The sequence below is a fragment of the Amphiplicatus metriothermophilus genome (assembly GCF_900199215.1).
GTDB classification, from domain to species: Bacteria; Pseudomonadota; Alphaproteobacteria; order Caulobacterales; family Parvularculaceae; genus Amphiplicatus; species Amphiplicatus metriothermophilus.
In genome coordinates this window covers 39,840-63,316 of record NZ_FZQA01000010.1, presented here as the reverse complement: position 1 = coordinate 63,316, position 23,477 = coordinate 39,840, and the positions used below count along the sequence as shown (strand labels likewise).

25 protein-coding genes are annotated in these 23,477 nt (G+C 64.5%); 11 read left to right on the top strand and 14 right to left on the bottom strand.

The annotated features are described in order from the left end of the window. Positions 1 to 101 precede the first annotated feature (101 nt). Positions 102 to 1,172: a GDP-mannose 4,6-dehydratase gene (gene gmd, locus CHB64_RS14670; RefSeq protein ID WP_089413382.1), complete on the top strand. Its 1,071-nt coding sequence runs from the start codon at positions 102 to 104 to the stop codon at positions 1,170 to 1,172. Continuing rightward, positions 1,156 to 2,127 carry a GDP-L-fucose synthase gene (gene fcl, locus CHB64_RS14665; RefSeq protein WP_089413381.1) on the top strand — a complete coding sequence of 324 codons (972 nt, stop codon included), beginning with the start codon at positions 1,156 to 1,158 and terminating at the stop codon, positions 2,125 to 2,127. Before gmd ends, fcl begins: the two co-directional genes overlap by 17 nt. A gap of 33 nt (positions 2,128 to 2,160) precedes the next feature. Here the strand turns inward: fcl and CHB64_RS14660 are convergent, their stop codons facing one another. Then, positions 2,161 to 3,510, bottom strand: coding sequence for a glycosyltransferase family protein (locus tag CHB64_RS14660; protein WP_089413380.1), 1,350 nt, complete (start codon positions 3,508 to 3,510; stop codon positions 2,161 to 2,163). A 51-nt stretch (positions 3,511 to 3,561) separates the two neighbouring features. Here CHB64_RS14660 and CHB64_RS14655 point away from each other — a divergent pair, with 51 nt between their 5' ends. The 4 genes from CHB64_RS14655 (at position 3,562) to CHB64_RS14640 (ending at position 7,503) form a co-directional block, all read left to right on the top strand. Next, entirely contained in the window at positions 3,562 to 4,740 is a 1,179-nt protein-coding gene (locus tag CHB64_RS14655; protein WP_143266037.1) for a hypothetical protein, read from the top strand. Positions 4,741 to 4,804: 64 nt separating this feature from the next. Beyond that, positions 4,805 to 5,782 carry a glycosyltransferase gene (locus CHB64_RS14650; RefSeq protein ID WP_200815409.1) on the top strand — a complete coding sequence of 326 codons (978 nt, stop codon included), beginning with the start codon at positions 4,805 to 4,807 and terminating at the stop codon, positions 5,780 to 5,782. Between the two features lie 30 nt (positions 5,783 to 5,812). Next, positions 5,813 to 6,532 (top strand): acylneuraminate cytidylyltransferase family protein, encoded by a 720-nt coding sequence (locus CHB64_RS14645; protein WP_311726468.1) that lies wholly within the window; start codon positions 5,813 to 5,815, stop codon positions 6,530 to 6,532. A gap of 29 nt (positions 6,533 to 6,561) precedes the next feature. Next, positions 6,562 to 7,503, top strand: coding sequence for a phosphoglycerate dehydrogenase (locus CHB64_RS14640; RefSeq protein WP_200815407.1), 942 nt, complete (start codon positions 6,562 to 6,564; stop codon positions 7,501 to 7,503). A 57-nt stretch (positions 7,504 to 7,560) separates the two neighbouring features. On the opposite strand, the gene CHB64_RS14635 is transcribed toward CHB64_RS14640, so the two are convergent. From CHB64_RS14635 to CHB64_RS14600, 8 genes are all read right to left on the bottom strand, one after another. Beyond that, a complete protein-coding gene (locus CHB64_RS14635) occupies positions 7,561 to 8,667 on the bottom strand; it encodes a glycosyltransferase (RefSeq protein ID WP_089413377.1) in 1,107 nt (368 codons plus the stop codon). Further along, the gene (locus tag CHB64_RS14630) at positions 8,660 to 9,673 is read right to left on the bottom strand and encodes an NAD-dependent epimerase/dehydratase family protein (RefSeq protein WP_089413376.1); all 1,014 of its coding nucleotides are present in this window, start codon (positions 9,671 to 9,673) and stop codon (positions 8,660 to 8,662) included. Before CHB64_RS14630 ends, CHB64_RS14635 begins: the two co-directional genes overlap by 8 nt. 41 nt (positions 9,674 to 9,714) lie before the next feature. Next, complete coding sequence (locus CHB64_RS14625; protein ID WP_089413384.1) at positions 9,715 to 10,617, bottom strand: ABC transporter ATP-binding protein; 903 nt, start codon at positions 10,615 to 10,617, stop codon at positions 9,715 to 9,717. A gap of 28 nt (positions 10,618 to 10,645) precedes the next feature. Beyond that, on the bottom strand, positions 10,646 to 11,470 hold the full coding sequence (locus CHB64_RS14620; RefSeq protein ID WP_159462524.1) for an ABC transporter permease: 825 nt from the start codon (positions 11,468 to 11,470) through the stop codon (positions 10,646 to 10,648). 162 nt (positions 11,471 to 11,632) lie between these two features. Continuing rightward, positions 11,633 to 12,172: a lysozyme gene (locus tag CHB64_RS14615; RefSeq protein WP_200815406.1), complete on the bottom strand. Its 540-nt coding sequence runs from the start codon at positions 12,170 to 12,172 to the stop codon at positions 11,633 to 11,635. Then, positions 12,169 to 13,662 (bottom strand): DUF2793 domain-containing protein, encoded by a 1,494-nt coding sequence (locus CHB64_RS14610; protein WP_089413374.1) that lies wholly within the window; start codon positions 13,660 to 13,662, stop codon positions 12,169 to 12,171. The genes CHB64_RS14615 and CHB64_RS14610 overlap by 4 nt, the downstream gene beginning before the upstream one ends. A gap of 193 nt (positions 13,663 to 13,855) precedes the next feature. Continuing rightward, complete coding sequence (locus CHB64_RS14605) at positions 13,856 to 14,404, bottom strand: GNAT family N-acetyltransferase (RefSeq protein ID WP_089413373.1); 549 nt, start codon at positions 14,402 to 14,404, stop codon at positions 13,856 to 13,858. Between the two features lie 70 nt (positions 14,405 to 14,474). Next, complete coding sequence (locus tag CHB64_RS14600) at positions 14,475 to 17,015, bottom strand: TonB-dependent receptor plug domain-containing protein (RefSeq protein ID WP_089413372.1); 2,541 nt, start codon at positions 17,013 to 17,015, stop codon at positions 14,475 to 14,477. 566 nt (positions 17,016 to 17,581) lie between these two features. Here CHB64_RS14600 and CHB64_RS15470 point away from each other — a divergent pair. From CHB64_RS15470 to CHB64_RS14590, 3 genes are all read left to right on the top strand, one after another. Then, entirely contained in the window at positions 17,582 to 17,959 is a 378-nt protein-coding gene (locus CHB64_RS15470) for a hypothetical protein (RefSeq protein ID WP_200815405.1), read from the top strand. A gap of 66 nt (positions 17,960 to 18,025) precedes the next feature. Next, positions 18,026 to 18,241 (top strand): hypothetical protein, encoded by a 216-nt coding sequence (locus CHB64_RS14595; protein WP_200815404.1) that lies wholly within the window; start codon positions 18,026 to 18,028, stop codon positions 18,239 to 18,241. A 42-nt stretch (positions 18,242 to 18,283) separates the two neighbouring features. Then, positions 18,284 to 19,081 (top strand): LOG family protein, encoded by a 798-nt coding sequence (locus CHB64_RS14590; RefSeq protein WP_089413371.1) that lies wholly within the window; start codon positions 18,284 to 18,286, stop codon positions 19,079 to 19,081. 131 nt (positions 19,082 to 19,212) lie between these two features. On the opposite strand, the gene CHB64_RS14585 is transcribed toward CHB64_RS14590, so the two are convergent. Next, on the bottom strand, positions 19,213 to 19,812 hold the full coding sequence (locus CHB64_RS14585; protein WP_089413370.1) for an HD domain-containing protein: 600 nt from the start codon (positions 19,810 to 19,812) through the stop codon (positions 19,213 to 19,215). A gap of 98 nt (positions 19,813 to 19,910) precedes the next feature. On the opposite strand from CHB64_RS14585, the gene CHB64_RS14580 reads away from it, so the two are divergent. Both CHB64_RS14580 and CHB64_RS14575 read left to right on the top strand, forming a co-directional pair. Further along, complete coding sequence (locus tag CHB64_RS14580) at positions 19,911 to 20,207, top strand: hypothetical protein (RefSeq protein ID WP_089413369.1); 297 nt, start codon at positions 19,911 to 19,913, stop codon at positions 20,205 to 20,207. Continuing rightward, positions 20,201 to 20,566, top strand: a complete 366-nt coding sequence (locus tag CHB64_RS14575) for a hypothetical protein (protein WP_089413368.1) — start codon at positions 20,201 to 20,203, stop codon at positions 20,564 to 20,566. Before CHB64_RS14580 ends, CHB64_RS14575 begins: the two co-directional genes overlap by 7 nt. On the opposite strand, the gene CHB64_RS14570 is transcribed toward CHB64_RS14575, so the two are convergent. The 4 genes from CHB64_RS14570 to CHB64_RS14555 all read right to left on the bottom strand — a co-directional run bounded on the left by CHB64_RS14570 (position 20,524) and on the right by CHB64_RS14555 (position 23,472). Further along, positions 20,524 to 20,910: a hypothetical protein gene (locus CHB64_RS14570; protein ID WP_089413367.1), complete on the bottom strand. Its 387-nt coding sequence runs from the start codon at positions 20,908 to 20,910 to the stop codon at positions 20,524 to 20,526. The two genes, CHB64_RS14575 and CHB64_RS14570, sit on opposite strands and share 43 nt — an antisense overlap. A 30-nt stretch (positions 20,911 to 20,940) precedes the next feature. Beyond that, entirely contained in the window at positions 20,941 to 21,330 is a 390-nt protein-coding gene (locus CHB64_RS14565) for a hypothetical protein (protein ID WP_089413366.1), read from the bottom strand. A gap of 58 nt (positions 21,331 to 21,388) precedes the next feature. Beyond that, entirely contained in the window at positions 21,389 to 22,735 is a 1,347-nt protein-coding gene (locus CHB64_RS14560) for a pyruvate dehydrogenase complex dihydrolipoamide acetyltransferase (RefSeq protein ID WP_089413365.1), read from the bottom strand. A 287-nt stretch (positions 22,736 to 23,022) separates the two neighbouring features. Then, complete coding sequence (locus CHB64_RS14555) at positions 23,023 to 23,472, bottom strand: GFA family protein (protein WP_089413364.1); 450 nt, start codon at positions 23,470 to 23,472, stop codon at positions 23,023 to 23,025. Positions 23,473 to 23,477: the final 5 nt, after the last annotated feature.

Here is a 23,477-nt window from a genome sequence, read left to right as displayed (position 1 = left end):
ATGCAGCTTTCTTGTCAAGCGGCGAACCGCCGCAAGGCAGTTCTTGCCAGCAGCGCCGGCTCAGGGCCATAAGGTTGAAGACTTCTGCATGGAAAACGTCCATGACCCCCAAAACCGCCCTCATCACCGGCGTCACCGGCCAGGACGGGGCATACCTCGCCCGATTCCTGCTCGACAAGGGCTATGTCGTCCATGGGGTGAAGCGACGCTCCTCCTCCTTCAACACCGAACGGGTGGACGACCTTTATGTCGACCCGCATGAGGGAGAGACGCGCTTCTTTCTCCACTACGGCGACATGACCGACGCGACCAACCTCATCCGCCTGGTGCAGGAGACCCGGCCCGACGAGATCTACAATCTCGCCGCCCAGAGCCACGTGCAGGTGAGCTTCGAGACCGCCGAGTACACCGCCAACGCCGACGCGCTCGGGCCGCTCAGGCTGCTCGAGGCGATCCGTATTCTCGGGCTCGAGAAAAGAGTGCGCTTCTATCAGGCCTCGACCTCGGAGCTATACGGCAAGGTCCGGGAAATCCCGCAGACCGAAAATACTCCCTTCTACCCCCGCAGCCCGTACGGCGCGGCCAAGCTCTATGCCTACTGGATCACGGTCAACTACCGCGAGGCCTACGGGATCCACGCCTCGAACGGCATCCTGTTCAACCACGAGGGCCCCACCCGCGGGGAGACCTTCGTGACCCGAAAGATCACCCGCGCCATCGCCGCCATCGAAAAAGGCCTCCAGAAAACGCTGTGGCTGGGCAATCTCGACGCCCGGCGCGACTGGGGCCATGCCCGCGACTATGTCGAGGGCATGTGGCGGATCGTGCAGCACCCCGAACCTGACGACTGGGTCCTGGCGACGGGCGAGGTCCATTCCGTACGCGAGTTCGTCGAGCGCGCCTTCGCCGAGGTGGGCCGACGGATCGCCTGGGAAGGCGCCGGGGTCGAGGAAACGGGCCGAGACGCGAACAGCGGCGCCGTTCTCGTGCGAGTCGATCCTCGCTATTTCCGCCCGACCGAAGTCGACCTTCTCGTCGGCGACGCCTCGAAGGCTAAGGAGAAGCTCGGCTGGGCGCCGAAAGTCGACTTCGCGCAGCTGGTGAAGGAGATGGTGGCCGCCGATCTTGAGGCGGTCGAGCGTGAGAAATGGCGCAATGACCGGCACGGCTGAGTTCGAATCCGGCGCGCCCTGCTATCGGCTCGCCGGCAAGCGCGTCTTCGTCGCCGGCCATCGGGGCATGGTGGGGGCTGCGCTCGTTCGCCGACTGGCGAAGGAGAACTGCGAGATCCTTACGGTGGGACGCGAGGAGCTCGATCTCGGCGATCAGGAGACGACGCGCGCCTGGATCGCCAGGGAGAAACCCGACGTCGTGCTCCTCGCCGCGGCGAAGGTCGGCGGAATTCTGGCCAACGATTCTTTCCCGGCGGATTTTCTGTACGAAAACCTCGTCATCGAGACGAACGTCATCGAGGCCGCTTTCCGCTCCGAGGTCGAGAAGCTCCTGTTTCTGGGCTCCTCGTGCATCTATCCCAGGCTCGCCGCGCAGCCGATCCGCGAGGAAGCGCTCCTGACCGGGCCGCTCGAGCCGACGAACGAATGGTACGCCGTCGCGAAGATCGCAGGACTCAAGCTATGCCAAGCCTATCGCCGCCAACACGGCGCCGACTTCATCGCCGCCATGCCGTGCAATCTCTACGGGCCGGGAGACAATTTCGACCTTGAGAACTCCCATGTCATCCCGGCGCTCATCCGCAAGGCGCATGAGGCCAAGACGCGCGGCGGCGAAACGCTGACGGTGTGGGGATCGGGCGCCCCGCGCCGCGAGTTCCTTCATGTCGACGATTGCGCCGACGCGCTCGTCTTTCTGCTGCAGAACTATTCGGGCGAACAGCACGTCAATGTGGGCGCGGGCGAGGACGTGACCATCGCGGAGCTCGCGCGGCTCGTCATGGAGGTCGCAGGCTTCGAGGGCGAACTCGCGTTCGACCATTCGAAGCCTGATGGGACGCCCCGCAAACTGCTTGACGTCGGACGGTTATCCGCTTTGGGCTGGCGACCTAGCATCGGCCTACGCGATGGTCTTGCCGATGCTTATGCGTGGTTTTGCGATCATGTTGCGGTCTGAGATCGTCCTGCGGGCGTCCGTCAAGACAATTCCTTATTCCTTATGCTCCGGAACGGCTGCCGAGCTTCGGCGGCGAAATTTCAAAACGGGGGCAAGTATGGCGCGAAGCCCTCTCGCTATCGGCTGCAGCGCCATGAATATGAGCGGCGCCTTGTCATGCACGGCGTTGACGAAACGCCTGTAGGTCGAAGGATACGGCAGCGCCGTCAATCCGATGGCGTGACTTGCTCCGCCCTGTCCCGACCCACCCGGCATATCGATAATGTTGAAAAGATCCTGTTTAAAACGCGCCTTCATCGGACCGAACGCAAAATGCTCAAACGCACGCTTTCGCGCAGCTGCGCCCAAAGCGAGCCGTTTCGACCGGTCCCGGACCAGCGAGAGAATTGCGTTTTCAAGCGCCGCTTCTTCTTTCTGCGTAACCATCAGCGCTGCGCCGCATAGGCGCAGACAAGCCATGGCTTCAAGGTCTTCCGGTCCATAGGCGATAATCGCTGCGCCCGCCGCCATAACCTCCGGCAATTTGTTCGGAAACGAATATTTGATGTACGTGCGGGTGGCTTCGTCGAAATTATACGCGATAAGCAGAATGTCCGCGTTGCTTAACCAGCGCTTGTAAGCGACTTCGCTTAGGTTGGACGCCCTGAAGGAAACGGCGTGCATCGCGTTCAATGTCTCGCCGCATTCTCTCATCCAGTGGCTATGCGTAAGACCTTCGAAACGCACTGGTTCCCCGCGTAGCGCAAGCCTGGAAATCGTCCGGGCGACGTCGACCACGCTTTGACGGGTCATGTCTGGCGCCAGAGAGCCGGCGTATCGGATTATGACTCGCTTTTTTCGCTTTCGCGCCTGGCGTGGCCACCCGACTGGATCAACGCCGTTATGAGCCACCTTAAAATGCGCGCCGTAGCGCTCGGCAAATGCCTGCGCCATGCTGCCCGAGATGGCGAAATTCACATGCGCTTTCGAAAAAAGAGTACGCAAATCCCTGTCGTATAACCGGAAAAGTTCAGGATCGGTTTTCTCGAGCCTGGCCGGCCAGTCGTCCATTATCCAAAGCGCCAAGCCGGCGCCCTTCGCCAGGCCGGCGTCGATCGCCGCCATAGCGAAATCATGAAGCTTCTGCGAATCCGCCACAGGTCTGTAAAGAATCGCCTGGGGATTGAATGCGTCGACCAAATCGTGGGCGCTCCTTTCGCCTGCGTTAATCTCCCTCGGCGCTTTCATGCCGGCCGCCGCCCCCAGCAGCCCCCCTCCTATGTCCATCACGTGCAAGAGCGCATCCATCCGCCAGTCGCCGAAATAAGCGGCCTTGAGCACGCTCGTCGCCGCCGGTCCGGACATCGACGTAAAATCAATCAGGAGAAGACGCGGATCGGGCAATGGGAACTCGCAAGTCGAATTCGGCGGGGTAATAGACGATCCGATACGAAAATGACATACCTCGCATCCATGAGCACCACCGGCCTGCATGCTCCGATTGTGCGCGCTGACGCGCATACCGCATTCGTTCTCGGCAACGGTCCGTCCTTGCGGGGCGTCGATCTGGCCGCGCTTTCAGATTATGCGACGATCGGACTGAACGCCGCTTATCGTTACTGGCGGCGGATCGGCTGGCGACCGACATACTACGCCTGCCTCGACCTCACGGTCGGCCTGTCTCACAAGGCCGAAATCGCCGCGCTCATTGAGGAAGGCCGAATCGAAAAGTTTCTTTTGCGTCAAAATCTTATAGAGGCGTTGGGCGATGCGGCCCACACCCGGCGCGTGGTGAATTTCGACGCGTTGCGTGCGCGCCTCGAACTGCTCCAAGAGCCGGCGATCACCACCGGTAGCCACGCAGCGCTATGGATCGCGACGCTCGGTTTCAAAAAGATCGTACTGCTCGGCGTCGATGGCCGTTACAAGGAGGTCGTCGACGGGGCCGAGCGCCGGAACGGGATAGAGCTCGAAGTCGTGCGCGCAGGAGAAAATCCCAACTACTTCTTTGACGGTTATCAGCAGCCGGGAGACCGCTACAACATTCCCAATCCGCGTCCAGGCTTGCATGTCGGCGCGTGGCGCGCGGCCGCCCTTCTGCTCAGGAAAGCCGGGGTCGAGGCTTATAACGCCAATGCTGATTCGGCCGTAAGATGCTTTCCCTTTGTCGATCTTCAGAGCCTGCTCGGTCCGGGCGCGACTCCCTCGCCAGCAGACGAGCCGCTGCCTGCGGCCCGTGCGCCCGTCCCTGCTCAGAGCGAAGCCGTCACCCCGCCCTCGCCCATGAACGCGGCGCGCAAACTGCTTGGATTTCTACGGACGAACCTCTTCGCCTGCCTGACCCCAGGAGCAATTCTCGCCATCGGGCTCGTCGCGTTACTGGCCGAACCAGGCGCTTTTTCACGCGGTTTCGCAGCAGCCTATGTCCTTCTCAGCGGCCTGATCTGGAGCTTGTTCATTCTGTTACTTTACACTCGACGGGCGACGATCGCCCAGCTCAACCTTATGCGCCATGAGATCGAGGCGCTAAAGGCGGCCGCCGACGATATGACGCGCATCGCCGCCGATGAAGGAGCGCTCGCGGCGGGGCCCATCCAAGCAGACGGGGTGGAAAACTCGTCGCGACGCGTCTAAATTCCGCCGGCTTGACTATAATCCCTCCGCGCCCTTTGACGGCGCCAGCTTGAGGACGGCACCGGTGAACCGCCCGAAAACCTTTGTCAGCATCATCTTTCGCGCGCTCAACGAAGAAAAGTGGTTTGAGGCCGCGCTGGACGCGTGTAAAGCCCAAAAAATCGAAGACGCGGGCATAGAAATCATCCTGGTGGACTCAGGCTCGACGGACCGCACGCTCGAGATCGCTGAGCGCCACGGCTGCCGGGTGATTCACATCAAGAGATCGGAATTCACATTCGGCCGTTCGCTCAACTACGGCTGCGATGCAGCCGCCGGCGATATTCTGACATTCATCTCCGCCCACTGCATTCCCGCGCATGAGCGCTGGCTGGCGAATCTCATCAGCCCGATTCGGCAAGGCGCGGCCGACTACGTCTATGGAAAGCAGATCGGACACGAGCTCACCCGGTTCTCCGAACATCAAGTGTTCGCTAAATATTTTTCCGACTTTGACAAGATCCCGCAGGGAGACTTTTTCTGCAACAACGCCAACGCCGCGATCCGCAAGGAGCTGTGGGCGAAACACCGTTTCGACGAAGCCGTCACTGGCCTTGAAGACATGGTGCTCGCCAAGTCTATCGTCAGGGAGGGCGGCAAGATCGGTTACGTCGCCGACGCACCCGTGATCCACATCCATGAAGAAACGCTCGAACAGGTCAAACGACGCTACTATCGCGAAGCGCTCACACTGCGGGAGATCATGCCGGAAGTGCATTTTAACTTCGGTGATTTCATGCGTTACCTAAGCGCCGCGATCATGCACGATTTCTCTGAAGCGCTGAGCCGCAAGGTCTTTTTCAAAGAGGCGGCGGGCATTCTGGGATTTCGCATCATGCAGTATTGGGGAACTTATCGCGGTCACAACGAGCATCGCACGCTCTCGCGCGCGCAGAAAGAGCGCTACTATTACCCACGGCCGAAACGCCATGTCGACCATAAGCGGTCGACCACGGAAACGCGAACGCTGGCTCTCGCCAACGGGCGCGACAAGGCTCAATAGACGCGCCGTCAATTCTCATAAGGGGTCCGTATGCTCGAAGGCTCGAAGCGCCTTACCGCTCTTTTGCCGATGAAGGCGCACAGCGCACGCGTGACATCGAAAAACTTTCGCGCCATCGCCGGCAAGCCGCTGTTCCGCTGGGTTCTCGATACGCTCGCAGCAACGCCTGAGGTCGATCAGATCGTCATCAACACCGACGCGCGCGGTATTCTGGCGGAAAAAGGACTCAAGGACGGCGACTGCGGCGGCAAGGTTCTGATCCGGGACCGCAAACCGGAAATCTGCGGCGATTTCGTCTCCATGAATCTCGTTCTCGCAGACGACGTCGCAAATGTGGAATCCGATTATTTTCTGATGACCCACACGACGAACCCGCTTTTAAGCGCCAAAACAATTTCGCGGATGCTCGCGGTTTTCTACGATGCCGAGCGGCGCGGCGCGGCGGATTCGCTGTTCACCGTCACGGCGCATAGAACGCGCTTCTACACGCCGGAAGGCGAAGCGATCAATCATGACCCGAAGAACCTGGTGCGCACGCAGGACCTGCCGCCTTATCTCGAGGAGAATTCCGTAGGCTATGTGTTTACGCCTGCGAGCTTTGCAAAAACCGGCGCGCGCATCGGCGAAAAGCCCTTGCTGTTTGAAACGCCTGCGCTCGAATCAATCGACATCGACGAGCCGTTCGACTGGTTCATCGCCGAATCGATCCTAAGGAGAATCGCGAGTGGCGAAGCGCTGCCCGAATCATAACAGGCGCTATTTCATCGCAGGGAAATCGTATGGCCAAATATAAAGTGCTGGTGACATGCCCGCCTATGCTTGGGCTGATCGATGAATTTCAGGACGCGTTCGCCGCGCGCGATCTTGAATGCGTTCCCGCCGAAGTGCGCCAGGTCAAGAGCGAGGCGGAGCTTATCGCAAGCCTGCCTCAATATGACGGCTGGATCATGGGAGACGACCCGGCAACCCGCGCCGTGGTCGAGGCGGGCGTGAAAGGCCGCTTCAAGGCGGCGATCAAATGGGGCGTCGGCGTCGATAATGTCGATTTCGCCGCCTTCAAGGATTTTGGCGTGCCGGTGGCGAACACCCCAGGCGTATTCGGGTCCGAGGTTGCCGACGTCGCTCTGACATATGCGCTCGGTCTGGCCAGGCAAACGTACTGGATAGATCGTCAGATTCGCGAAAACAAAACCTGGCCGAAGCCCGCCGGCATCAGCATGACCTGCAAGACGGTCGCCGTCATCGGATTCGGAGATATCGGTCGGCAAATCGCGCGGCGAATCCTCGCCTGCGGCTCCAGGGTCATCGCCTACGATCCGATGTATGCGCCGATCAAAGGACTCGACGTGGAATGCGCGCCTTGGCCGGAGCGAGTCGGCGAAGCCGATTTTCTCATCTTCGCCTGCCCGCTGAATGACGCCACCCGCGGCATGTTCGACGAAGCGTTGCTGGAAAAGCTCAAGCCCGGGGTGCGCGTCGTCAACGTCTCTCGCGGGCCCGTGATTGTAGAATCCGCGCTTGTAAAAGGACTCGAGAGCGGCATCATTCATTCCGCCGCGCTCGACGTGTTCGAAATCGAGCCGCTCCCGGCCGATTCGCCGCTACGCGCTTTCGACAAATGCATTTTCGGCTCTCATAACGGCTCCAACACTGTGGACGCCGTGCGTCGCGTGAGCCTGCTCGCGATTGAAAAGATCGCTGATTTTCTGCATACAGAATGAATAGCAGAAGCCCGCGGTCAGCGACGAGGCTGACGGGAGCGTAATTATCTCCGCAACCTAAATCCACGCGCAAGCGCGTAACCGTGCTCCGCCCTGCGGCAGGGCGATATCGAGGACCACCGTCTGTCCAGCCTCGATCGGCTGTTCAAAGATCGCCTTGAGAGCGCGCCCATCCGCATCGACGCGCGCCACGATCTTATCGCATTCAAGGCGCGCGCCGCGCGCCGCGCGCGCAAAAACGATTTCGACTCCGCGCTTCGGCGTGTCGTCGTAATGAGCGAGATATAACCTCGCCTTCGATTCTATCCATCCATCGGCGCGCACGCCGTAGATCGAAGGGCTTCTGCGATGCAGGAAATGCAGAAGGGAATCTTTTGGAAAGCCTGGATTCAGTCGATCCAGAAACGCCTGTACAGCGAATCCCCGAAAGGTCCGCCTGCGCCGGCCGCCCGAGGCATGCGCGTCGATGAGGCGGGCGAGTTCCGCCCGACGTCGTGTATTGAAGGAAGCTGTCTTGGTTTCCCGCCCCCACAACACCATCGATAGAGGCGCATTGATGAAGCCGATTTTGGCGCCTGATTTGAAGAGCCGGACCCATAAATCCCAATCCATCGTATAATGAAGGTCCCGATCGAGCCCTCCCGCTCTCTCGTAAGCTTCTCGCCGGAAAAAGCAGGATGGTTGGGAGATTACGTTAGTCTCGAGAATACGCTCTTCCTGCGGCTCCACCGCCCAGTGGTACCCGATCATGCGGCCCGCATCGTCGAGGATCACGCTGTGCCCGTAGACCATGTCGAGCGAAGGATCGCGCCGGAAGGCCGCCTCGGCGCGTGCAAGCGCGCCCGGCATGAGAATGTCGTCAGCGTTGAGCCAGCCGAGTATCTCGCCGGGCGTATTGGCCCACCCCTCTATAATGGCGGCCGACTGTCCGGCATCCGGACCATGCCGTCGATAGGCGAGCAGCGCGCCGTAACGATCAGCGACATCCCTGACGCGCGGATCGCCGGATGCGTCCAACAGGCTGACCTGCAGCGCCGCATGCTGCGCGGACAGACTGGCGAGATTGCGCGGCAGGAAAGGATGATAACCGCCGACCGGCACTGCGATGCTGAAGGACAGTCGGTCGCCCGCGCGCGCCCTCCCCATGCAGGCCCGCTCAGCCATCGGCGTACCGCTCCGTGTACCAGTCGACGAAGGCCTTGACCCCGACCGCCAGGTCGGTAGACGGCGCAAAGCCGGTGAGGGCGCGCAGCAGCGCAGGCGACGCGAAGGTTTCGACGACGTCGCCCATCTGTCGGGGCAGCATATTCTTCTCGGCTTTCCTGCCGAGCGCCTGCTCCACGGCGGCGATGAAATCCATCAGGCCAGCCGGATTGCCGCCGCCGATATTCACCACGCGCCAGGGCGCGACCGGCGACAGGCTGTCCTCGACGCCCGGCGCTTCGAGCGGCTTTCCTTTCTCCGGCGGAACCGCAAGCAGCCGCGCAAGCCCTTCGACAAGATCGTCGATATAGGTGAAGTCGCGCCGCATTTTTCCTTCGCCGTAAACGTCGATGGGCTCGCCCTTTCGGATCGCGCGAACGAATTTGAACAGCGCCATGTCCGGCCTTCCCCACGGTCCGTAGACGGTGAAAAAGCGGAAGCAGGTCGTCGGAACATCGAACAGATGCGCGTAGCTATGGCTGATCGCCTCGCAGGACTTTTTCGTCGCCGCATAGATCGAGATGGGAAAATCGCAGCGATCCGTTTCGGCGAAGGGCGTGCGTTCCGCATCGCCGTAGACCGAGCTTGTCGAGGCGATGAGCAGGTGCCTCGGCGGGGCGGCGCGGACGATCTCCAGAAGATTGAACGTCCCGACGATGTTGGAATCGATATAGGCTTGCGGGTTGTCGAGGCTGTACCGCACGCCGGCCTGCGCGGCCAGATGAACGACGATCTCAGGCCGGCATTCGCCGATCGCGTCGGCGAGCGCGGCCTTGTCCTCCAGCATGGCGATGCGGCCGCGATAGCGTCCCGTCGCTTCGAGGAGCGCGAGCCGGTCTTTTTTCAGCTCGGGATCGTAATAAGGCGTCAGGCCGTCATAGCCGAACACCTCGTGGCCGTCGGCGATCAGCCGACGCGCCAGATGAAACCCGATGAAGCCCGCCGTTCCGGTGATAAAGATCCGCATCGCCCTTCCCATCATCCCTGTTCCGTCCGGCATCGTCGCCCTCAGGCCGAGGATCGCGATGCGCCGCTCTCGGCTTCATAGGCGTCGAGCAAATCCTCGATGTCGCCGTCGGCGCGGATCCGGCCGCGCTCCAGCCAGATGCCGCGCGTGCAGTTGTCGAGCAGCATCCGCCGGCTGTGCGAGGCGAAGATGAGAATGTTCGCCGTGCCGACGAATTCCTGCATGCGCTCGGTCGCTTTCTTGCGGAAAGCCGCGTCCCCGGCGCTCAGCCATTCGTCGAGGATCAGAATCTCCGGCTCGAACGCCGTGGCGATGGCGAAGTTGAGCCGCATGCGCATGCCGGCCGAATAGGTCTCGACGGGCATGTCCAGAAACCGGCCGAGCTCGGAGAAGGCCGCGATCTGCTCGCGTTTGGCTTCTATCTCCTCGCGCGCGTGTCCGGCCGCCAGGCCCAGAAGCGTGATGTTGCGATGGCCGGAGGCCTCCCCGCGCATGCCGAGATTGATGCGAATGAGATTGGTCGTTCGCCCGCAGGTGCGCACCTCCCCTTCGTCCGGGGTGAGAATGCCTGCCAGGATTTGCAGGAGGGTGGTCTTGCCTGCGCCGTTCTTGCCGATCAGCGCCACCCTTTCGCCTTTGCCGATGTCGAAGGAGACGTCATGGACGGCGCGAACGCCGATGATGCCGCCGTCCGGCGAGAGCAGGATGCGTTCGTCCTCGGCAGGCGGCGGGCCGGCGTGATCGTCGTCGTCCTCCCGCGTCGGCGCGGCCGGCAAGGCGCGTTCATAGAGAGGGAACACGAGCGAGACGTTCCGCACCGCGATCGACGGGCCGCCCGTCTGTTCAGCCGAGACGGCGGGAACCGGCTCGCCCGCCCCATCCGCGAGGAACGGGGCCGCGGATTCGTCCGCCTCCTTTTGCGCCGCGCGCGTCGAATGCGTCATCTGATCGCCGCCCTGAACAGTCGCCATGTCACACCCAGAACGGCAGCCGGCGTTTCATGCGCGCCGCCGCTGCGGCCGCGACGAGCCAGATCACCGCCGAAAGCGCCAGCGCGACTGCCCAGCTCAGCTGCCGCGGTTCGGCGCCCATGAGGGGGTGACGGAAAATTTCGACGAAATGCGTGAGCGGATTGACGTCGGCGATGAGTCCTCTCATGCCGCCCTGCTCCTCGCGCACCCAGATGATGGGCGTCACGAAGATCAGCAGCCGCGTGATCGCGCCGACGAGGTGAATCACGTCGCGAAAGCGCGCTGCGACAAGCCCGAACAGATACTGAATCGCCACGGCGTCGAGAATGAACAGGCCGAGCGCCGGAATCGCCAGGACGGCGTGCCAGGTCGGCCGCCAGCCGAGATAGAGAATGATGGCGAGGGCCATGGCGAACTGCAGCCCGAAGGTCAACAGCGAGCGAAACACGCTCTTGTAGACATAGATCGAATAGGGAAGCGCCGCGCTTTTGATCCAGGACGCGGACGACGTGAAAACCTGACAGCCGTCGGTGACGTTCCCCATGAGGAACTGGAACGTCGCATAGCCCAGCGCCACATAGGTGATGAAGAACGACGTCGTGGCGCTCGAAAAACCGGTGAAGAAAAAGCCGACGCCGACGACGAAGATGAAATAGGCGGCCGCGATCCACAAAAGCCCCAGCACGCTGCGGCGATAGCGATTCTGCATCTCGTCCCAGGCGAAGGCCCGCCAGACCTGCGACATGCGCATGCCGGCCGCGAGATCCTCGAAAATAAGCGTCGGCCGCGTCGCGGCCGCCGAAGAATTGACCGTGGTTACGCTCATGTTCGCCGTTCCTCGGGCCCGTCTGCGCAGGCCGGTATAGAGAATATCGCGGCGCCGGCAAGGCTTGCCCCGGCCCCTGAGCCGGGGCCGGCCCCGCCGCCACGAGCATGGCTGCGAAGCCGAAGCATGGGACGACATAGACGAAGAACAGGTCGAGCGCGTTCAGCATGGCTCATTGCTTACCGGGTTCGCGCCGAGGAACAACGCCCTTTCCGCCGCCCGACGGCGCGCCAGACCCTCCACGCGCCGGTACTTGCCGTTAATACGCGCCTTGTCCCACCACAGGATCGCCTCGGCCGCCCCGGCCCGGTCGCCCCGGTTCAGCCGCTTGACCACCGTCGAGCCCGCAAACGCCGCCGCCCCGATGTTGAACGCCAGCGAGACCAGCGCGTCGAACTCGTGCTGTTCAAGCGGAACCGCGACCGCCGCGCGCACCGCCTGCTCGAACCGGCCTGCGTCCGCGCGCAGAAGCGCCTCGGCGTCAGCCTCGTCGATGACGACGCGCCCCTTTTCGATGGAGAAGCGAGGGCGCTGTTCGCCGGTTGCGGCCTCCGCCGCCGCGTCGAGCGCCTTCGACGTGTGCCCGTAGCCGATGGTCCACACGCCGGCCGCGTCCCTGTAGGCCTCCAGCCGCAGGCCTTCGAACCGCTTGATCAGCGCCAGCCCCGCCGGCGATAGCCTCAGCGTCTCCGTCCCGCTCATGACAGGCCCCCTGCTCCCGCATCGGGGTCCGCCAGCGCCGCCAGCACGAAGGCGAACAGCTCCTCGTAGCGCACGCCGAGCCGCGACCGCCCGCTCGGGCGCGTCGTCGCGCAGGGAATGCCGTCCGGCGTCCCGGCCGGCTCCTCGACCGCCTCCATGACCGGGTCCTCGCAGAACAGGCCGTAGCGCCCCGCATCGAGCCCTTCGGCGGCGAAGGCCGCCTGCACCGCCTGCGCCGTCACGCCGAAATGAATGCGCGCCGTCTCGCCCTTGGCCGCCAGCGCGTCCAGCCAGCGATATTTGACAATTGCGCCCAGCACGCGCCGGGCCGCCCGCTTCTCGGCCGCGCTCGGCGGGCCGATCACGTCTTTCTCGCGCGCGTCGGAGGTGTTGATCGTCCCGGTCGCGGCGAACACCTCGCTCCAGCGGAACGAGGCCGTGCCCAGCGTATGCGTATTGTCCGGGGTCGGGCGCAGCGCGCCGTCGGCCTGCAGGCGCAGCCGCTCGGTCCAGTTGTTCGTCCCGTCCGACGTGGCGAAGCGGATGGCGGCGGGCGTGTAGGTTCCGGCCGCTCCTTCCTGAATGGCGCCGAAGAAGGCGCCGTTGGTGAAGCCGGTCCCGTCGTCGCCGAGGAAGGTGAAGTTGCCGAGGTTCTCCCCGTTCGCCGTCGCGCCGTGCCCGCCCTTCGTGCTGGAGCCCGCTTTGCGGAAGTCCGCCCGGCCGGCCTGCGAATTGCCCGCGTTGTAGGTGTCGAACAGAAGGCGCAGCTCGCCGCCGGGGCTGTTCGCGTCGCCGGCGACGTGGAAGGCGTTCTCGGGCGTTCCGATGCTCCCCAGCGCGATCCCGACGAAGCCGTCATCCTTGTCCACGACGAGCGCGTCGGTCCAGCTTGAGCCGTCGGGGCTGACCTTGAGGCGGAAGGCGTCGTCGCCGACGAGGCCGAACTCGGCCCGGCCGGAAAAGCCGGTCTGGAACAGGAAGGAGGCCGTGCCGCCCGCAGCCGCCTTGTTGAGCTTCACCTGCATGTCGCCGGTTCCGGGCGTCACGTCGTCGTGGGAGAACAGCGCGGCGTCGGCCTTGACGGCGAGGCGGTTGGTCGCGTCGGCGGTGGTGTTGACGCCGAGCGTGTCGAAGGCGGGATCGTCGCTGGCGACGGTCTTCCAGCCCGCAGCGGTTTTGACGACGAGGGCTTCGTCGTCCTTGACCCAGGCGCGCCAGCCGACCGGCGGGGCGATCTCGACCCAGGCGCCGTCCTGCCAGGCGGCGATATGGCCCTCGCTCATGGCGGCCCAGTCGGCGCCGCTGGGGTTCGCCGGCAGGATCCAGGCGTCGCCGTCGGCGGGGCTTGCGGGCTGGGCGGCGGTCGTGCGCGACTCGACCGTCAGCTGCACCAGCGCGTCCAGCCGGCGGAACGTCTCGTTCACCGTCACATGCTTCTGCGCCTGCGCAGCCTGAAGATAGGAAAGAGACAGGTTGGGGGAGAATTCCATCGCAAAGCTCCAGAACGCGTTACGCCGCCGACTCTAGAGCCAAGCCGAAGGGCGGGGATAACTATCCGCCCGAACGTGGATAGTTATCCCCGGAAAACCACCCAACCAATTGATTATATTGTAGAAAAAATTTTCTCACCGTCGCCGGGCGCGAGCGTCGACCCGCTGCGCATGTCCGCAAGAAAACGGCGGATCACCGATCCCGGTCGAGCCGCTTCGACATCGTCGCGAGCGGCACTGCGACGCCGCGGCGGGTCCGGTCGGAAAATTCGCGCTCCACGACATAGCCGCACGCCCTGTAGAGCGGCAGGCCGGCCATGGTGGCGACGAGCTCGGCGCGCGCGAAGCCGGCCGCGCGCGCGGCCGTCTCGCAAAGCGCGAGAATGCGCCGGCCGAGGCCGCGCCGCGCGTGGCGGGGGCTCACATACATGGCGCGGATGCGCGCGGGCTCGCGCGCCGGGTCGAGCCGGCGCGGGCTCCGTCCCTGCGTATGGTCGCCGCCATACAGGGTGGCGCGGAAGGACCAGCCGCCGCCGGCGACGATCTCCGCCCCGTCGAGGATGACGAAATATGTTCCGTCCTCGATCAGCTGCGTGTCGAGGCCCATGATCTCGTAGGAGGCCTCGGTCTGCTCCGGCGTCAGGAAATGCGGCAGATGGCCGGCGATCGCCTCGTTCATGAGGCGCTTGAGCGCGTCGAGATCGGCCATGGTCGCAAGTCGGTGCGTGTAAGGATCATCCATCGCCGCCTCGCGAAAAAACCCCCGGCCGCAAGGGGCCGGGGGCGATCGTAGCAGGCGCCGCCGCGAGAGGCTAGAAGCTCGCCTCGGCGCGAACGTACCAGAAGCCGCCGTTGAAGCCGAAGGGCGAGGAGACGGGGCGCGTCGCGCCGAGGAAGGTGAGCACGCTGTTCGTCTCGTCGTCCGGGAAGTTGTCGAACACGTTCTCCGCCCCTGCGGCGAAGGCGAACTGCTCCGTCAGGCGGAACTTGACCTCGAGGTCGATGAGCCATTCGGAACCGAACTCGCCGATCTCGCCGAAGGTGAAGTCCTGCCACTCGCCGTATCGGTTGGCGCGTACGAAGCCGCTCAGGCGGTCGCCGGAGTCATAGGACAGGGTCAGCACCGAACGATGGTTCGGAAGCTGATTTTCGAGGTCGAAGACGCGCTCGGCGTCGATCGAGCCGGCGAGCACGCGATCGACGGTCTGCTCGTTGTAGCTGTGGCGCGCGTCGAACGTGACCGTCCCGACGCCGACGTCGAAGGTCGCCACGGCCGTCACGTCGACGCCTTCGACGGTGGTGTCGAAGCCGTTCTGGAAGAACGACGCCTGGCCGAGGCCGGGGAAGCCCGCCGCGATCAGCGCCATGTCCTCCGGCGAGCCGGGCGTGATCGTCTGCGTGACGAGCGCGATGCGGTCGTCCACGTCGATATTGTAGTAATCGACCGTCACGCTGATATTGTCCGTCAGCGTAAAGACGACGCCGGCGGTGATGTTGAACGACTCCTCAGGCGTCAGCGGTTGCGCGCCGAGCACCTGCGCGACGACGCTGTTCACCGGGAAAGTGCCGAGCGGGACGAGATTGCCCATCGCGTCGGACGTCGTGGTCACGTCGAGCGTGTTGATCTGGCCCGGCGTCGGCGCGCGGAAGCCGGTGTTGACCGTGCCGCGCAGCGCGAACCACGGCATGGGCTGCACCCGCGCCGAGACTTTCCAGTCGAAGGTGGTCTCGTCGAAGTCGGGGAAGTTCTCGATGCGGCCGGCCGCGCCGAAGGTCAGCCATTCGGTCAGGTCGGTCTCGACGTCCACATAGCCGGCGTAGCTCGGCCGGCGGAAGATTCCGGCCGCGTCCGGCGAGTCGCCCTGGAAGCCGTCGGAGCCGACGCCGAAGAGAATGCCCGTCGGTCCGAAGGCGAAGGAATCGGGATCGCCCGGCTTGATCTCATAGACTTCGCGCCGATACTCCGCGCCGAAGGCGATGTTCACCGGCGAAGCGAGCCCGTCAACGACCCACGGATAGACGAAGTCCGCGTTCACGCCGAGCTCGCGCTGGGCGAGATCGCCGGGCCGGAATTCGAGCGGGGAGTTGATTCCGAGGCCGGGGTTGATCGAGTTGATGAGGACGTACTGGATCTGGTTCTCGGCGAAGCGCCCGCTGATGTCCCATTGCAGGCCCCAGTCCTTCTCCCCGCGCACGCCGAACACGCCGGCGTAGTCCTGGATGTCGGCGCCGAAAGTCGGGTTGTAGCCGCCCGGGAACAGCGTGTGGATCGGGTTGAGCGACACGAACCCGCTGGGGCTTCCCGCATCCGCGGTCAGGAAGTCGTTGGGATCGAGTCCCTGCGCGATAATGTCGTCGACGATGGACTGCGGCGTCGGCAGCGGATTCCCCGAAGCGTCGCACACGCACAATGTGGCGCGCGGCGCCACGCCGGGAATCCCGAAAGGCGCGCGATAGAAGAAGCCCGATACGGTTTCCTGATCGGCGTAGCTGCCGTGGGCGTAGATTTCCTTGTTGTCCCCGAGATCGATGCCGGAATTGAAGAACAGCCGAAAGCCTTCGATGTCCGGATCGCCCCAGCGCTGGCCGAGCCCGTCGAAAGGCACGTTCTCGGCGCCGACCACGGCCGCGACCGCGGCCGCGTCAGGGCGCGCGCTGCCCCGCGAGGTGATGTCGGAGCTGACATATTCCGCGGAGAAGTTGAAAAAGCCGTTCTCGCCCAGGGGCAGGCCGAGATTGCCGGCCAGACGGAACCTCTCGCCGTCGCCTTCATAGTACTGTCCGTACTGCGCAGTAAGATCGAGCCCTTCGGCGTTGTCGCGCAGGATGATGTTGATGACGCCGGCGATGGCGTCCGAGCCGTATTGCGCCGAGGCGCCGTCGCGCAGCACTTCAAGACGCTTGATCGCAATCGAGGGAATAAGCCCGAAATCGACCGCCTGCGCGCCCTGATTGACCGTGCCGAACGGCTCGACCTGAAGGTTCACGAGCGCCGAGCGGTGGCGGCGCGCGCCGTTCACAAGCACGAGAGTCTGGTCCGGCGCAAGATTGCGCAAGTTCACGGGCCGGATGAACGAGGTCCCGTCCGCGATCGGGAAACGTTGGGTGTTGATGGAAGGCGCGATGTTGGTGAGCGTGTCGGTGAGATCGAACGAGCCCTGATCGGCGAGCGAATCGCCCGGCAGCACGTCGATGGGCGAAAGCGTTTCGGTCGGCGACTTTCCTTCGACCCGGGTGCCGGTCACGACGATGATGTCGTCGCTTCCGGTTTGCGCGCCCGCCGGCGCGGCGAGCGCCGACAGGCCGACGACGGCCGCGCCCGCCAGCAGGCGGGCTTTCGTTCTGGTCTGCATTTTTTCCTCCCTCGATGACGGCGCAGGTTGGCCCGCGCTTTCGTTTGTTCATTCGAACGTCACGAGCAAACGCGAAGACCGTCCGCTAAGGAGGCGGCGGAATATGACGCAACAGTCGCGTTCGCCCGCCTGCGGGGAAATTATCATACGCCGGGAGGCGGACAACACGGATTCAAGGACTTAGCTGCAGTTTTCAATAGACCGACGCAGACAGGACACACCGCCCGGCGGCCCACGCGCCACGCGCCCGTCGCTCCGGCCGGCAGGCTTGCGGCCGCCTTGTCCGGCTGCGTCGCACGCGAGCCGGTCGCGCGGCCTGACGCCGAAGCCGGCGGCGCCCTTGGGGCCGCCGACGGCGTTTCCTCGCGCCGGCCGGCGCCGGCGATGTCGCGCCTGATCCGTCCGATATAGTGTGCACACAGAATATGGGCCGCGCGCCGCATCGACCGCCCCGCATGGGCCGTCGCAGGCGGAGGCGACGCGCGTTCTCCAGAAAATCGACCGGCGAGCTTGCAACCGTCTGCGGGAAAGCGGAAAACCGCTTCGGGACCGGCGGAGAAGCGGACATGGCGTTGAGCGCGAGAGCGAGACGGCTGATCGAGGCGGCGCCGCTATGCGGACCGAAGACGGCGGATTATCTTGAACTGATCGGCGTGCGAACCTTCGAGGAGCTTGCGGACGCCGACGCGGAAGCGTTGCGCCTGCGCGTCAACGCCGCGCTCGGTCGGCCGCACATCAACCGAATGGGCGTGCGCGCCTTCGAAAATCTTATCGCCGCCGCGAAAGCGCACGTCGCCGGAACGAAGAAGCCGCGCGCCGTCACGGCGAAGCCCCGCCGCACGAAGGCGGCGCGGCGCGCGCGGCGCAGGCCCGCGAGCTTCGAGGCGCTCAAAAAACTCGCGCTGTCGCTCGGCCTGCCGGGCGTGAGCGAGGGAACCTCGTAGGGCCAGCCCTGTCTCAAGGCCCACGGCAAGCTGTGGACGTGGTGGAGCCCGCACGAAGACGCGCCCGTGTTCAAGACATCCTTCGAAGAGCGCGAGATGCTGATCGAGGCTGATCCGGACACGTTCTTTTACACGCCGCATTATCGCGACTACCCGCTCGTGCTCGTCCGGCCCGAACGCCTTGATCTTCAGTGGGCGCGCGCCAATCTTATCCGGGTCTGGCGCGCGCAGGCGCCCAGGCGCCTCCTAAAGGCCTACGACGCCGAAACCGGCGGCGCCTGACGGGCCCTCGACAGAAACTTTCCCCTTTGGTGTCTTCGCATCATGACCGACCCGAAACCGCCGCCTTCGAACGCCGCCCAGCTCGCCTCGCCGGCCTATCGCCTCGCCGCGCTCGACCAGGATTTTCTCCTCGGCGATTCCCTGCGCGGGGTGCGCTTCCTGCTCGAATACGAAAAGGCCGAGCAGGCGCTGCGCGCCGCGCGGGTGCGCTCGACCATCGTCGTCTTCGGCTCGGCGCGCATCAGGGAGGACGGGCCCGGCAAGCACGCCGCGTGGTACGCCGCGGCGCGCGAGTTCGGGCGTATCGCCTCGCAGCGCGGCGGCGCCCAGGACGCCGATCACGACGGCTGGCGCGACAACGTCATCGCCACCGGCGGCGGGGGCGGCGTGATGGAGGCGGCCAATCGCGGCGCGGCCGAGGCGGGCGCGCCGTCGATCGGCTTCAACATCCGCCTGCCCTTCGAGCAGGAGCCGAACTCATACTCGACGCCTGAGCTGACCTTTCAGTTCCATTATTTCGGCATGCGCAAGATGCACTTCGCCATGCGCGCCAACGCCCTCGTCATCTTTCCCGGCGGCTTCGGCACCTTCGACGAGCTGTTCGAGCTGTTGACGCTCACCCAGACCGGCAAGGCGCCGATCATTCCCATCGTGCTGTTCGACGAGGAATACTGGCGCGGCGCGGTGAATTTCCAGCAACTGGTCGATCACGGCATGATCGACGCGCGCGACCTCACGCTCTTTCAGTACGCCTCCGATCCGGAGGACGCCTGGAAGAAGCTCGTCGCCGGCGGCGTGCGCGAAGGAAACCGCGCCGGCGACGGCGACCTCGCGCCGTAAACGGCGAACGCCGCATACGGCGCGGCGGCGGCAAGGATTGATCGCTTCCTGCGCGTTACTCGACGGCGTCCGTATGGAGATGAACGACGCGCCTCTCCTCGCGCGCTCAGATAGCGCGCGCCGGCAGGGCTTCACTGGTTCTCTGGAAGAACATATATGGTGTTCTTCGGCGCGGCGAAAACGCACATCACCATCGGCTCGAAGGCTTCGAGCGGCATCGTGTCGTAATCCGGATCGAATGCCGTCTGATCGTATTTCTCGCAGAACTCCGCCGTCCGCTCGAAATGCGGATGACCGCGAAACTGCTCGCGCATGTCGCGATCCATGCCGAGATAATGGAAGAAGTAATAGCCCTGGAAAATCCCGTGCTTCTCGACCATCCAGTGATTAGCCTCCGACACGAAGGGCTTGAGGATCGCCGCCGCGATGTCCGGGTGATTGTAGGCGCCAAGAATGTCGCCGATGTCGTGGATTAGGGCGCACACGACATATTCCTCGTCGCGCCCGTCGCGCCAGGCGCGAGTCGCGGTCTGAAGGCAGTGCGTCAGACGGTCGACGGGAAAGCCGCCGCAATCGCCCTCGAGCAGCTTCAGATGATCGAGAATGCGCCGCCCGCCGTTCGCCGCGAAGGAAGCGAACTCGCCCGCGATGATGTTCCAGTCCTCCTGCGTTCCTTCCGTCATGGCGCGGAATTTCGCGCGCGGACGACGGATTTCTCCGTGATCGGGCATTTCTTCCCTCTTTGCGAACGGCGCCTTATATGCGTCCGGGAAGGATGCTATCGCCGCGGCGCCGAGGGCTCAAGCGGCGGCCGCAGGAGACCGGACCGATGCTCGCCCGCCTGCTGACCTCGCTGACCGGCGCGGTCCTGATCGTCTATGGGATCGTCGCGGCCGTCTCGCCGCTGCCGGCCGGCGTCGTGCTGATAGGCGTGGGGCTGTTGATGATCGCGCTGGCGAATCCGGCCGCCCGGCCGCTGATCCGCGCCCTGCGGCGGCGCTGGCGCTGGTTCGACCGGCTGGTGGAAATGGCTGGAAAACGCGCGCCGAAAAACGTCAAATCTGTGGTCGAGGAAACCGATCCCGGCGGCGAGGCCGAATCGGCCAGGGAAGGCGACGGATGCTGATGGGGCTTTTCAAATTCGCGATCGCGGTCTTCGCCGTCCTCTTGATCGTCTTCGGGATGATCTGGATGTGGTCGCCGATCCCTTTCGGCTTCGTTTTCATCATCATCGGCTTCCTGCTGCTGGCGGCGGTCGCGCCGGCCTTCATTCGCTTTCTGCGCAGGCGTTTCGGCTGGTTCGAGCGTTTTCTGCACTGGCTCGAACGCCGCCTGCCGGGATGGCTCGCCCGGCTGCTGCGCCGGACGGATGTCGACCACGAGGAAGAGGACGAGGACGAAGGGGCGCCCCGGCGTCGGCGCGCCTCCGCGCCCGCGCGGGCTCACAGGCCTCGGCGCGCGCATTCCTCTTCGATGCGCTCCTGAAGCCCGGTCAGGATATCGGCCAGGTCCGCATCCTGGACGATCCTGAAGCGCGTCTCGGCGATATCCAGCGTCTCTTCGGCCGCCAGCGCGACGCCGATCGCGACGCCCGCCAGCGCGAGCGGGCCCACGGCGCCCAGGGTCACGACGCCGACCACCGCGCACAGTCCGCCAAGCCCGGCTTTCAGCAGACGCTTCGGGCCGAGATCGTGGGCGTAAACGACCTTCTCAAGCTCGCCGCGCGCGGCGACGACCCGCTTGAGCAGGCTCGCGAGCCCCGTCTCGTCCATGTCCTGCAGATCGGCGAAGACCGAAATATAGCGAAGTTCGCGGCATTCAGCCCGCAACCGCGCCTCAAGCTCGGCGCGCGCGGTTCATCAATCGCCGCTTTCCTGAGAAAACCCGGCGCGCGCGGACGCGCCCGCCCCGGCCCGCGCCGTTGCGTGTTCTTCAGCCGTCCGTCCTTCAAGCCGCGCCAGCAATGCGTCCGCCTGCGCCTGCTCCTCATGCAGACGGTCGAGCAGGCCGCGTTTGACGGCGCGCGCCTCGATATATTGCTGGAAGAAGACCTGAAACGAAACGATCAGCACCGCGCTCGCCGCAAACAGCGCGCCCGTGCGCCACTCGCCGAGCCAGTTCGGCATGTCGAGTCCCAGCGCCCGCGACGACAATATCAGGGCGAGGATGATCACGGCGGCCGCCGCGGTCGCGGCCTGTGCCAGCGCAGCCGCTCGTCCGGCTTCTTTCACGACAGGTCTGACCGTCATGGCGAGAGCTTAAACGTCGCGGGCGCGGTTTTCAATCGACGCGCCCGCGCGGCGGTGCTCACAACAGCATCGCTGAAGGCTCTTCGATGAGCTTCTTGAATGCGGCCAGGAACTCGGCCCCGACCGCGCCGTCGACGACCCGATGATCGCAGGTGAGCGTCACGGTCATCATCGCGCGCGCGACGATCTGGCCGCCGCGCACGACGGCGCGCTCCTCGCCCGCCCCGACCGACATGATCGCCCCGTGCGGCTGGTTGACGATCGAGGCGAAGGACGTGATCCCGAACATGCCGAGATTGGACACCGAGAAGGTGCCGCCCTGATATTCCTCGGGCTTGAGCTTGCGCGCGCGGGCGCGGCTCGCGAGATCCTTGATCTCGGCGGAAATCCGCTTCAGCCCCTTGGTCTCGGCCTTCCAGACGATGGGCGTGATGAGCCCGCCCTCGATGGCGACCGCCACGCCGATGTCTGCGTGCTTGTGCAGAAGGATCGCTTCGTCCGTATAGGTTGCATTGGCGTGCGGGACCTGCATCAGCGCCATCGCCGCGGCCTTCACCACGAAGTCGTTCACGGAGAGCTTGTAAGCGCCCTCGCCCTCCTTCGGCGCCATGGCGTTGAGCGCGGCGCGCGCTTCGAGCAGGCGCGTCAGCTCCACGTCTATATTGAGCGGGAAGTGCGGCACTTCCTGGTTGAAGGATTGGGTCAGACGGCGGGCGATGGTCTTGCGCATGCCGTCGAGCTTGACCGCGTCATAGCTCTCCGGCGGATAGAGCCGCGGATCGACCGACGCCGGCGCGACGGCGGGCGCGGCCGCGCCGGGCTTGCCGACGCCTTCCTTCAGCGCCTTTTCGATGTCGCGCTTGACGATGCGCCCGCGCGGGCCCGAGCCCTTGAGCAGCGACAGGTCGATCCCTTCCTGCTTCGCGATGCGTTTCGCCAGAGGCGAGGCGAAGATGCGCCCGTTCTTTTTCGGCGCGCGCGCGTCGGCCGCGTCCGATCGGGCTTTCGCGCCCTCGCTCTGTTTCGCGGCGTCGGGCGGCGTCGCGGCCTTCGCGTCTTCTTCCTTCCTGGCGGCGGGCTGAGGCGCGGGCGCGCCGTCATTCCCCTTGGCCGCGCCGGCGCCGGCCTTGAGGGCGGAAACGTCGATGTCGTCGGCGCTTTCGCCCTCGGCGAGCAGCACCGCGATGGGCTCGTTCACCTTCACGTTCTCCGCGCCCGCCTCGACGAGGATCTTGCCGATGACGCCCTCGTCGACGGCCTCGACCTCCATGGTCGCCTTGTCGGTCTCGATCTCGGCGATGACGTCGCCGGGCGCGACCTTGTCGCCCTCCTTGACGTTCCATTTGGCGAGCGCGCCTTCCTCCATGGTCGGCGACAGGGCGGGCATGAGGATCGGTGTGGGCATTTGATGATCCGTTTTTTTGCTCAATGCTTTCCAGCGCGGAATCGCAGCGCATCCCGCAAATCTCCCTCTCCCGCTTGCGGGAGAGGGGTTAGGGGCGAGGGCGGTCGAGCCTGCAGATAAGCGCAAAGCCCCGAGAAAGGATTCGCCGCCGCATCCCCCTCGCCCCCGGCCCCTCTCCTGCTTGCGCGAGAAGGGAGACTCGCGCGCGGCTTGCGTTCATGCATGAATGCAACGTGACTTTGATTTGATCGGTCATTCATATCCAGCACGGCAATAAAAGCCCAATCTTAATGCGGTCCAAAATTGGAAGCGGCGAACGCCGCATCCGTAAACCGAGTCGGCGTCCATTTGCGGAAGCGCCGGGCGATGCGTTCCTCCGTCGACTCGGCGCCGTACTCCATCGGCGCTTCCTCGACGTTGAGAAACGCCTTCATGCGCAGGCCGGCGACATTGATCGTGGAGCGGATGTTTTCCCCCTCGCCGATCACGGCGGCGATATAGACCCCGCAATTGCGACACAGCAGGAAATCCGCCGTCCGCAGCGCGAAGCGGTAGCGGAGGACGTCGGCTTCGGCGGCGTCGATCACGACGGCGCCCTCCGGATCGGAAATGTTCACCGCCCCGACCCGCCGGCAGAAATCGCACTGGCACGTGCGTACGCCGAGCTCGGCCGGCGTCTTTTGCGTTTCGAAAGACGCTTTCAGCTTCCCGCAGTGGCACTGGCCGGCGTATAGCATGTCGC

Bases quoted from the DNA above. Each gene is read 5' to 3' on its own strand.
- CHB64_RS14605 (WP_089413373.1), bottom strand. From the start codon at position 14,404: ATGGATGATCCTTACACGCACCGACTTGCGACCATGGCCGATCTCGAC.
- fcl (WP_089413381.1), top strand. From the start codon at position 1,156: ATGACCGGCACGGCTGAGTTCGAATCCGGCGCGCCCTGCTATCGGCTC.
- CHB64_RS14575 (WP_089413368.1), top strand. From the start codon at position 20,201: ATGCTGATGGGGCTTTTCAAATTCGCGATCGCGGTCTTCGCCGTCCTC.
- gmd (WP_089413382.1), top strand. From the start codon at position 102: ATGACCCCCAAAACCGCCCTCATCACCGGCGTCACCGGCCAGGACGGG.
- CHB64_RS14560 (WP_089413365.1), bottom strand. From the start codon at position 22,735: ATGCCCACACCGATCCTCATGCCCGCCCTGTCGCCGACCATGGAGGAA.
- CHB64_RS14590 (WP_089413371.1), top strand. From the start codon at position 18,284: ATGACCGACCCGAAACCGCCGCCTTCGAACGCCGCCCAGCTCGCCTCG.
- CHB64_RS14630 (WP_089413376.1), bottom strand. From the start codon at position 9,673: ATGCGGATCTTTATCACCGGAACGGCGGGCTTCATCGGGTTTCATCTG.
- CHB64_RS14620 (WP_159462524.1), bottom strand. From the start codon at position 11,470: ATGAGCGTAACCACGGTCAATTCTTCGGCGGCCGCGACGCGGCCGACG.
- CHB64_RS14615 (WP_200815406.1), bottom strand. From the start codon at position 12,172: ATGAGCGGGACGGAGACGCTGAGGCTATCGCCGGCGGGGCTGGCGCTG.
- CHB64_RS14565 (WP_089413366.1), bottom strand. From the start codon at position 21,330: ATGACGGTCAGACCTGTCGTGAAAGAAGCCGGACGAGCGGCTGCGCTG.
- CHB64_RS14655 (WP_143266037.1), top strand. From the start codon at position 3,562: ATGACATACCTCGCATCCATGAGCACCACCGGCCTGCATGCTCCGATT.
- CHB64_RS14635 (WP_089413377.1), bottom strand. From the start codon at position 8,667: ATGGCTGAGCGGGCCTGCATGGGGAGGGCGCGCGCGGGCGACCGACTG.
- CHB64_RS14625 (WP_089413384.1), bottom strand. From the start codon at position 10,617: ATGACGCATTCGACGCGCGCGGCGCAAAAGGAGGCGGACGAATCCGCG.
- CHB64_RS14555 (WP_089413364.1), bottom strand. From the start codon at position 23,472: ATGCTATACGCCGGCCAGTGCCACTGCGGGAAGCTGAAAGCGTCTTTC.
- CHB64_RS14640 (WP_200815407.1), top strand. From the start codon at position 6,562: ATGGCCAAATATAAAGTGCTGGTGACATGCCCGCCTATGCTTGGGCTG.
- CHB64_RS14645 (WP_311726468.1), top strand. From the start codon at position 5,813: ATGCTCGAAGGCTCGAAGCGCCTTACCGCTCTTTTGCCGATGAAGGCG.
- CHB64_RS14585 (WP_089413370.1), bottom strand. From the start codon at position 19,812: ATGCCCGATCACGGAGAAATCCGTCGTCCGCGCGCGAAATTCCGCGCC.
- CHB64_RS14600 (WP_089413372.1), bottom strand. From the start codon at position 17,015: ATGCAGACCAGAACGAAAGCCCGCCTGCTGGCGGGCGCGGCCGTCGTC.
- CHB64_RS14610 (WP_089413374.1), bottom strand. From the start codon at position 13,662: ATGGAATTCTCCCCCAACCTGTCTCTTTCCTATCTTCAGGCTGCGCAG.
- CHB64_RS15470 (WP_200815405.1), top strand. From the start codon at position 17,582: ATGGCGTTGAGCGCGAGAGCGAGACGGCTGATCGAGGCGGCGCCGCTA.
- CHB64_RS14580 (WP_089413369.1), top strand. From the start codon at position 19,911: ATGCTCGCCCGCCTGCTGACCTCGCTGACCGGCGCGGTCCTGATCGTC.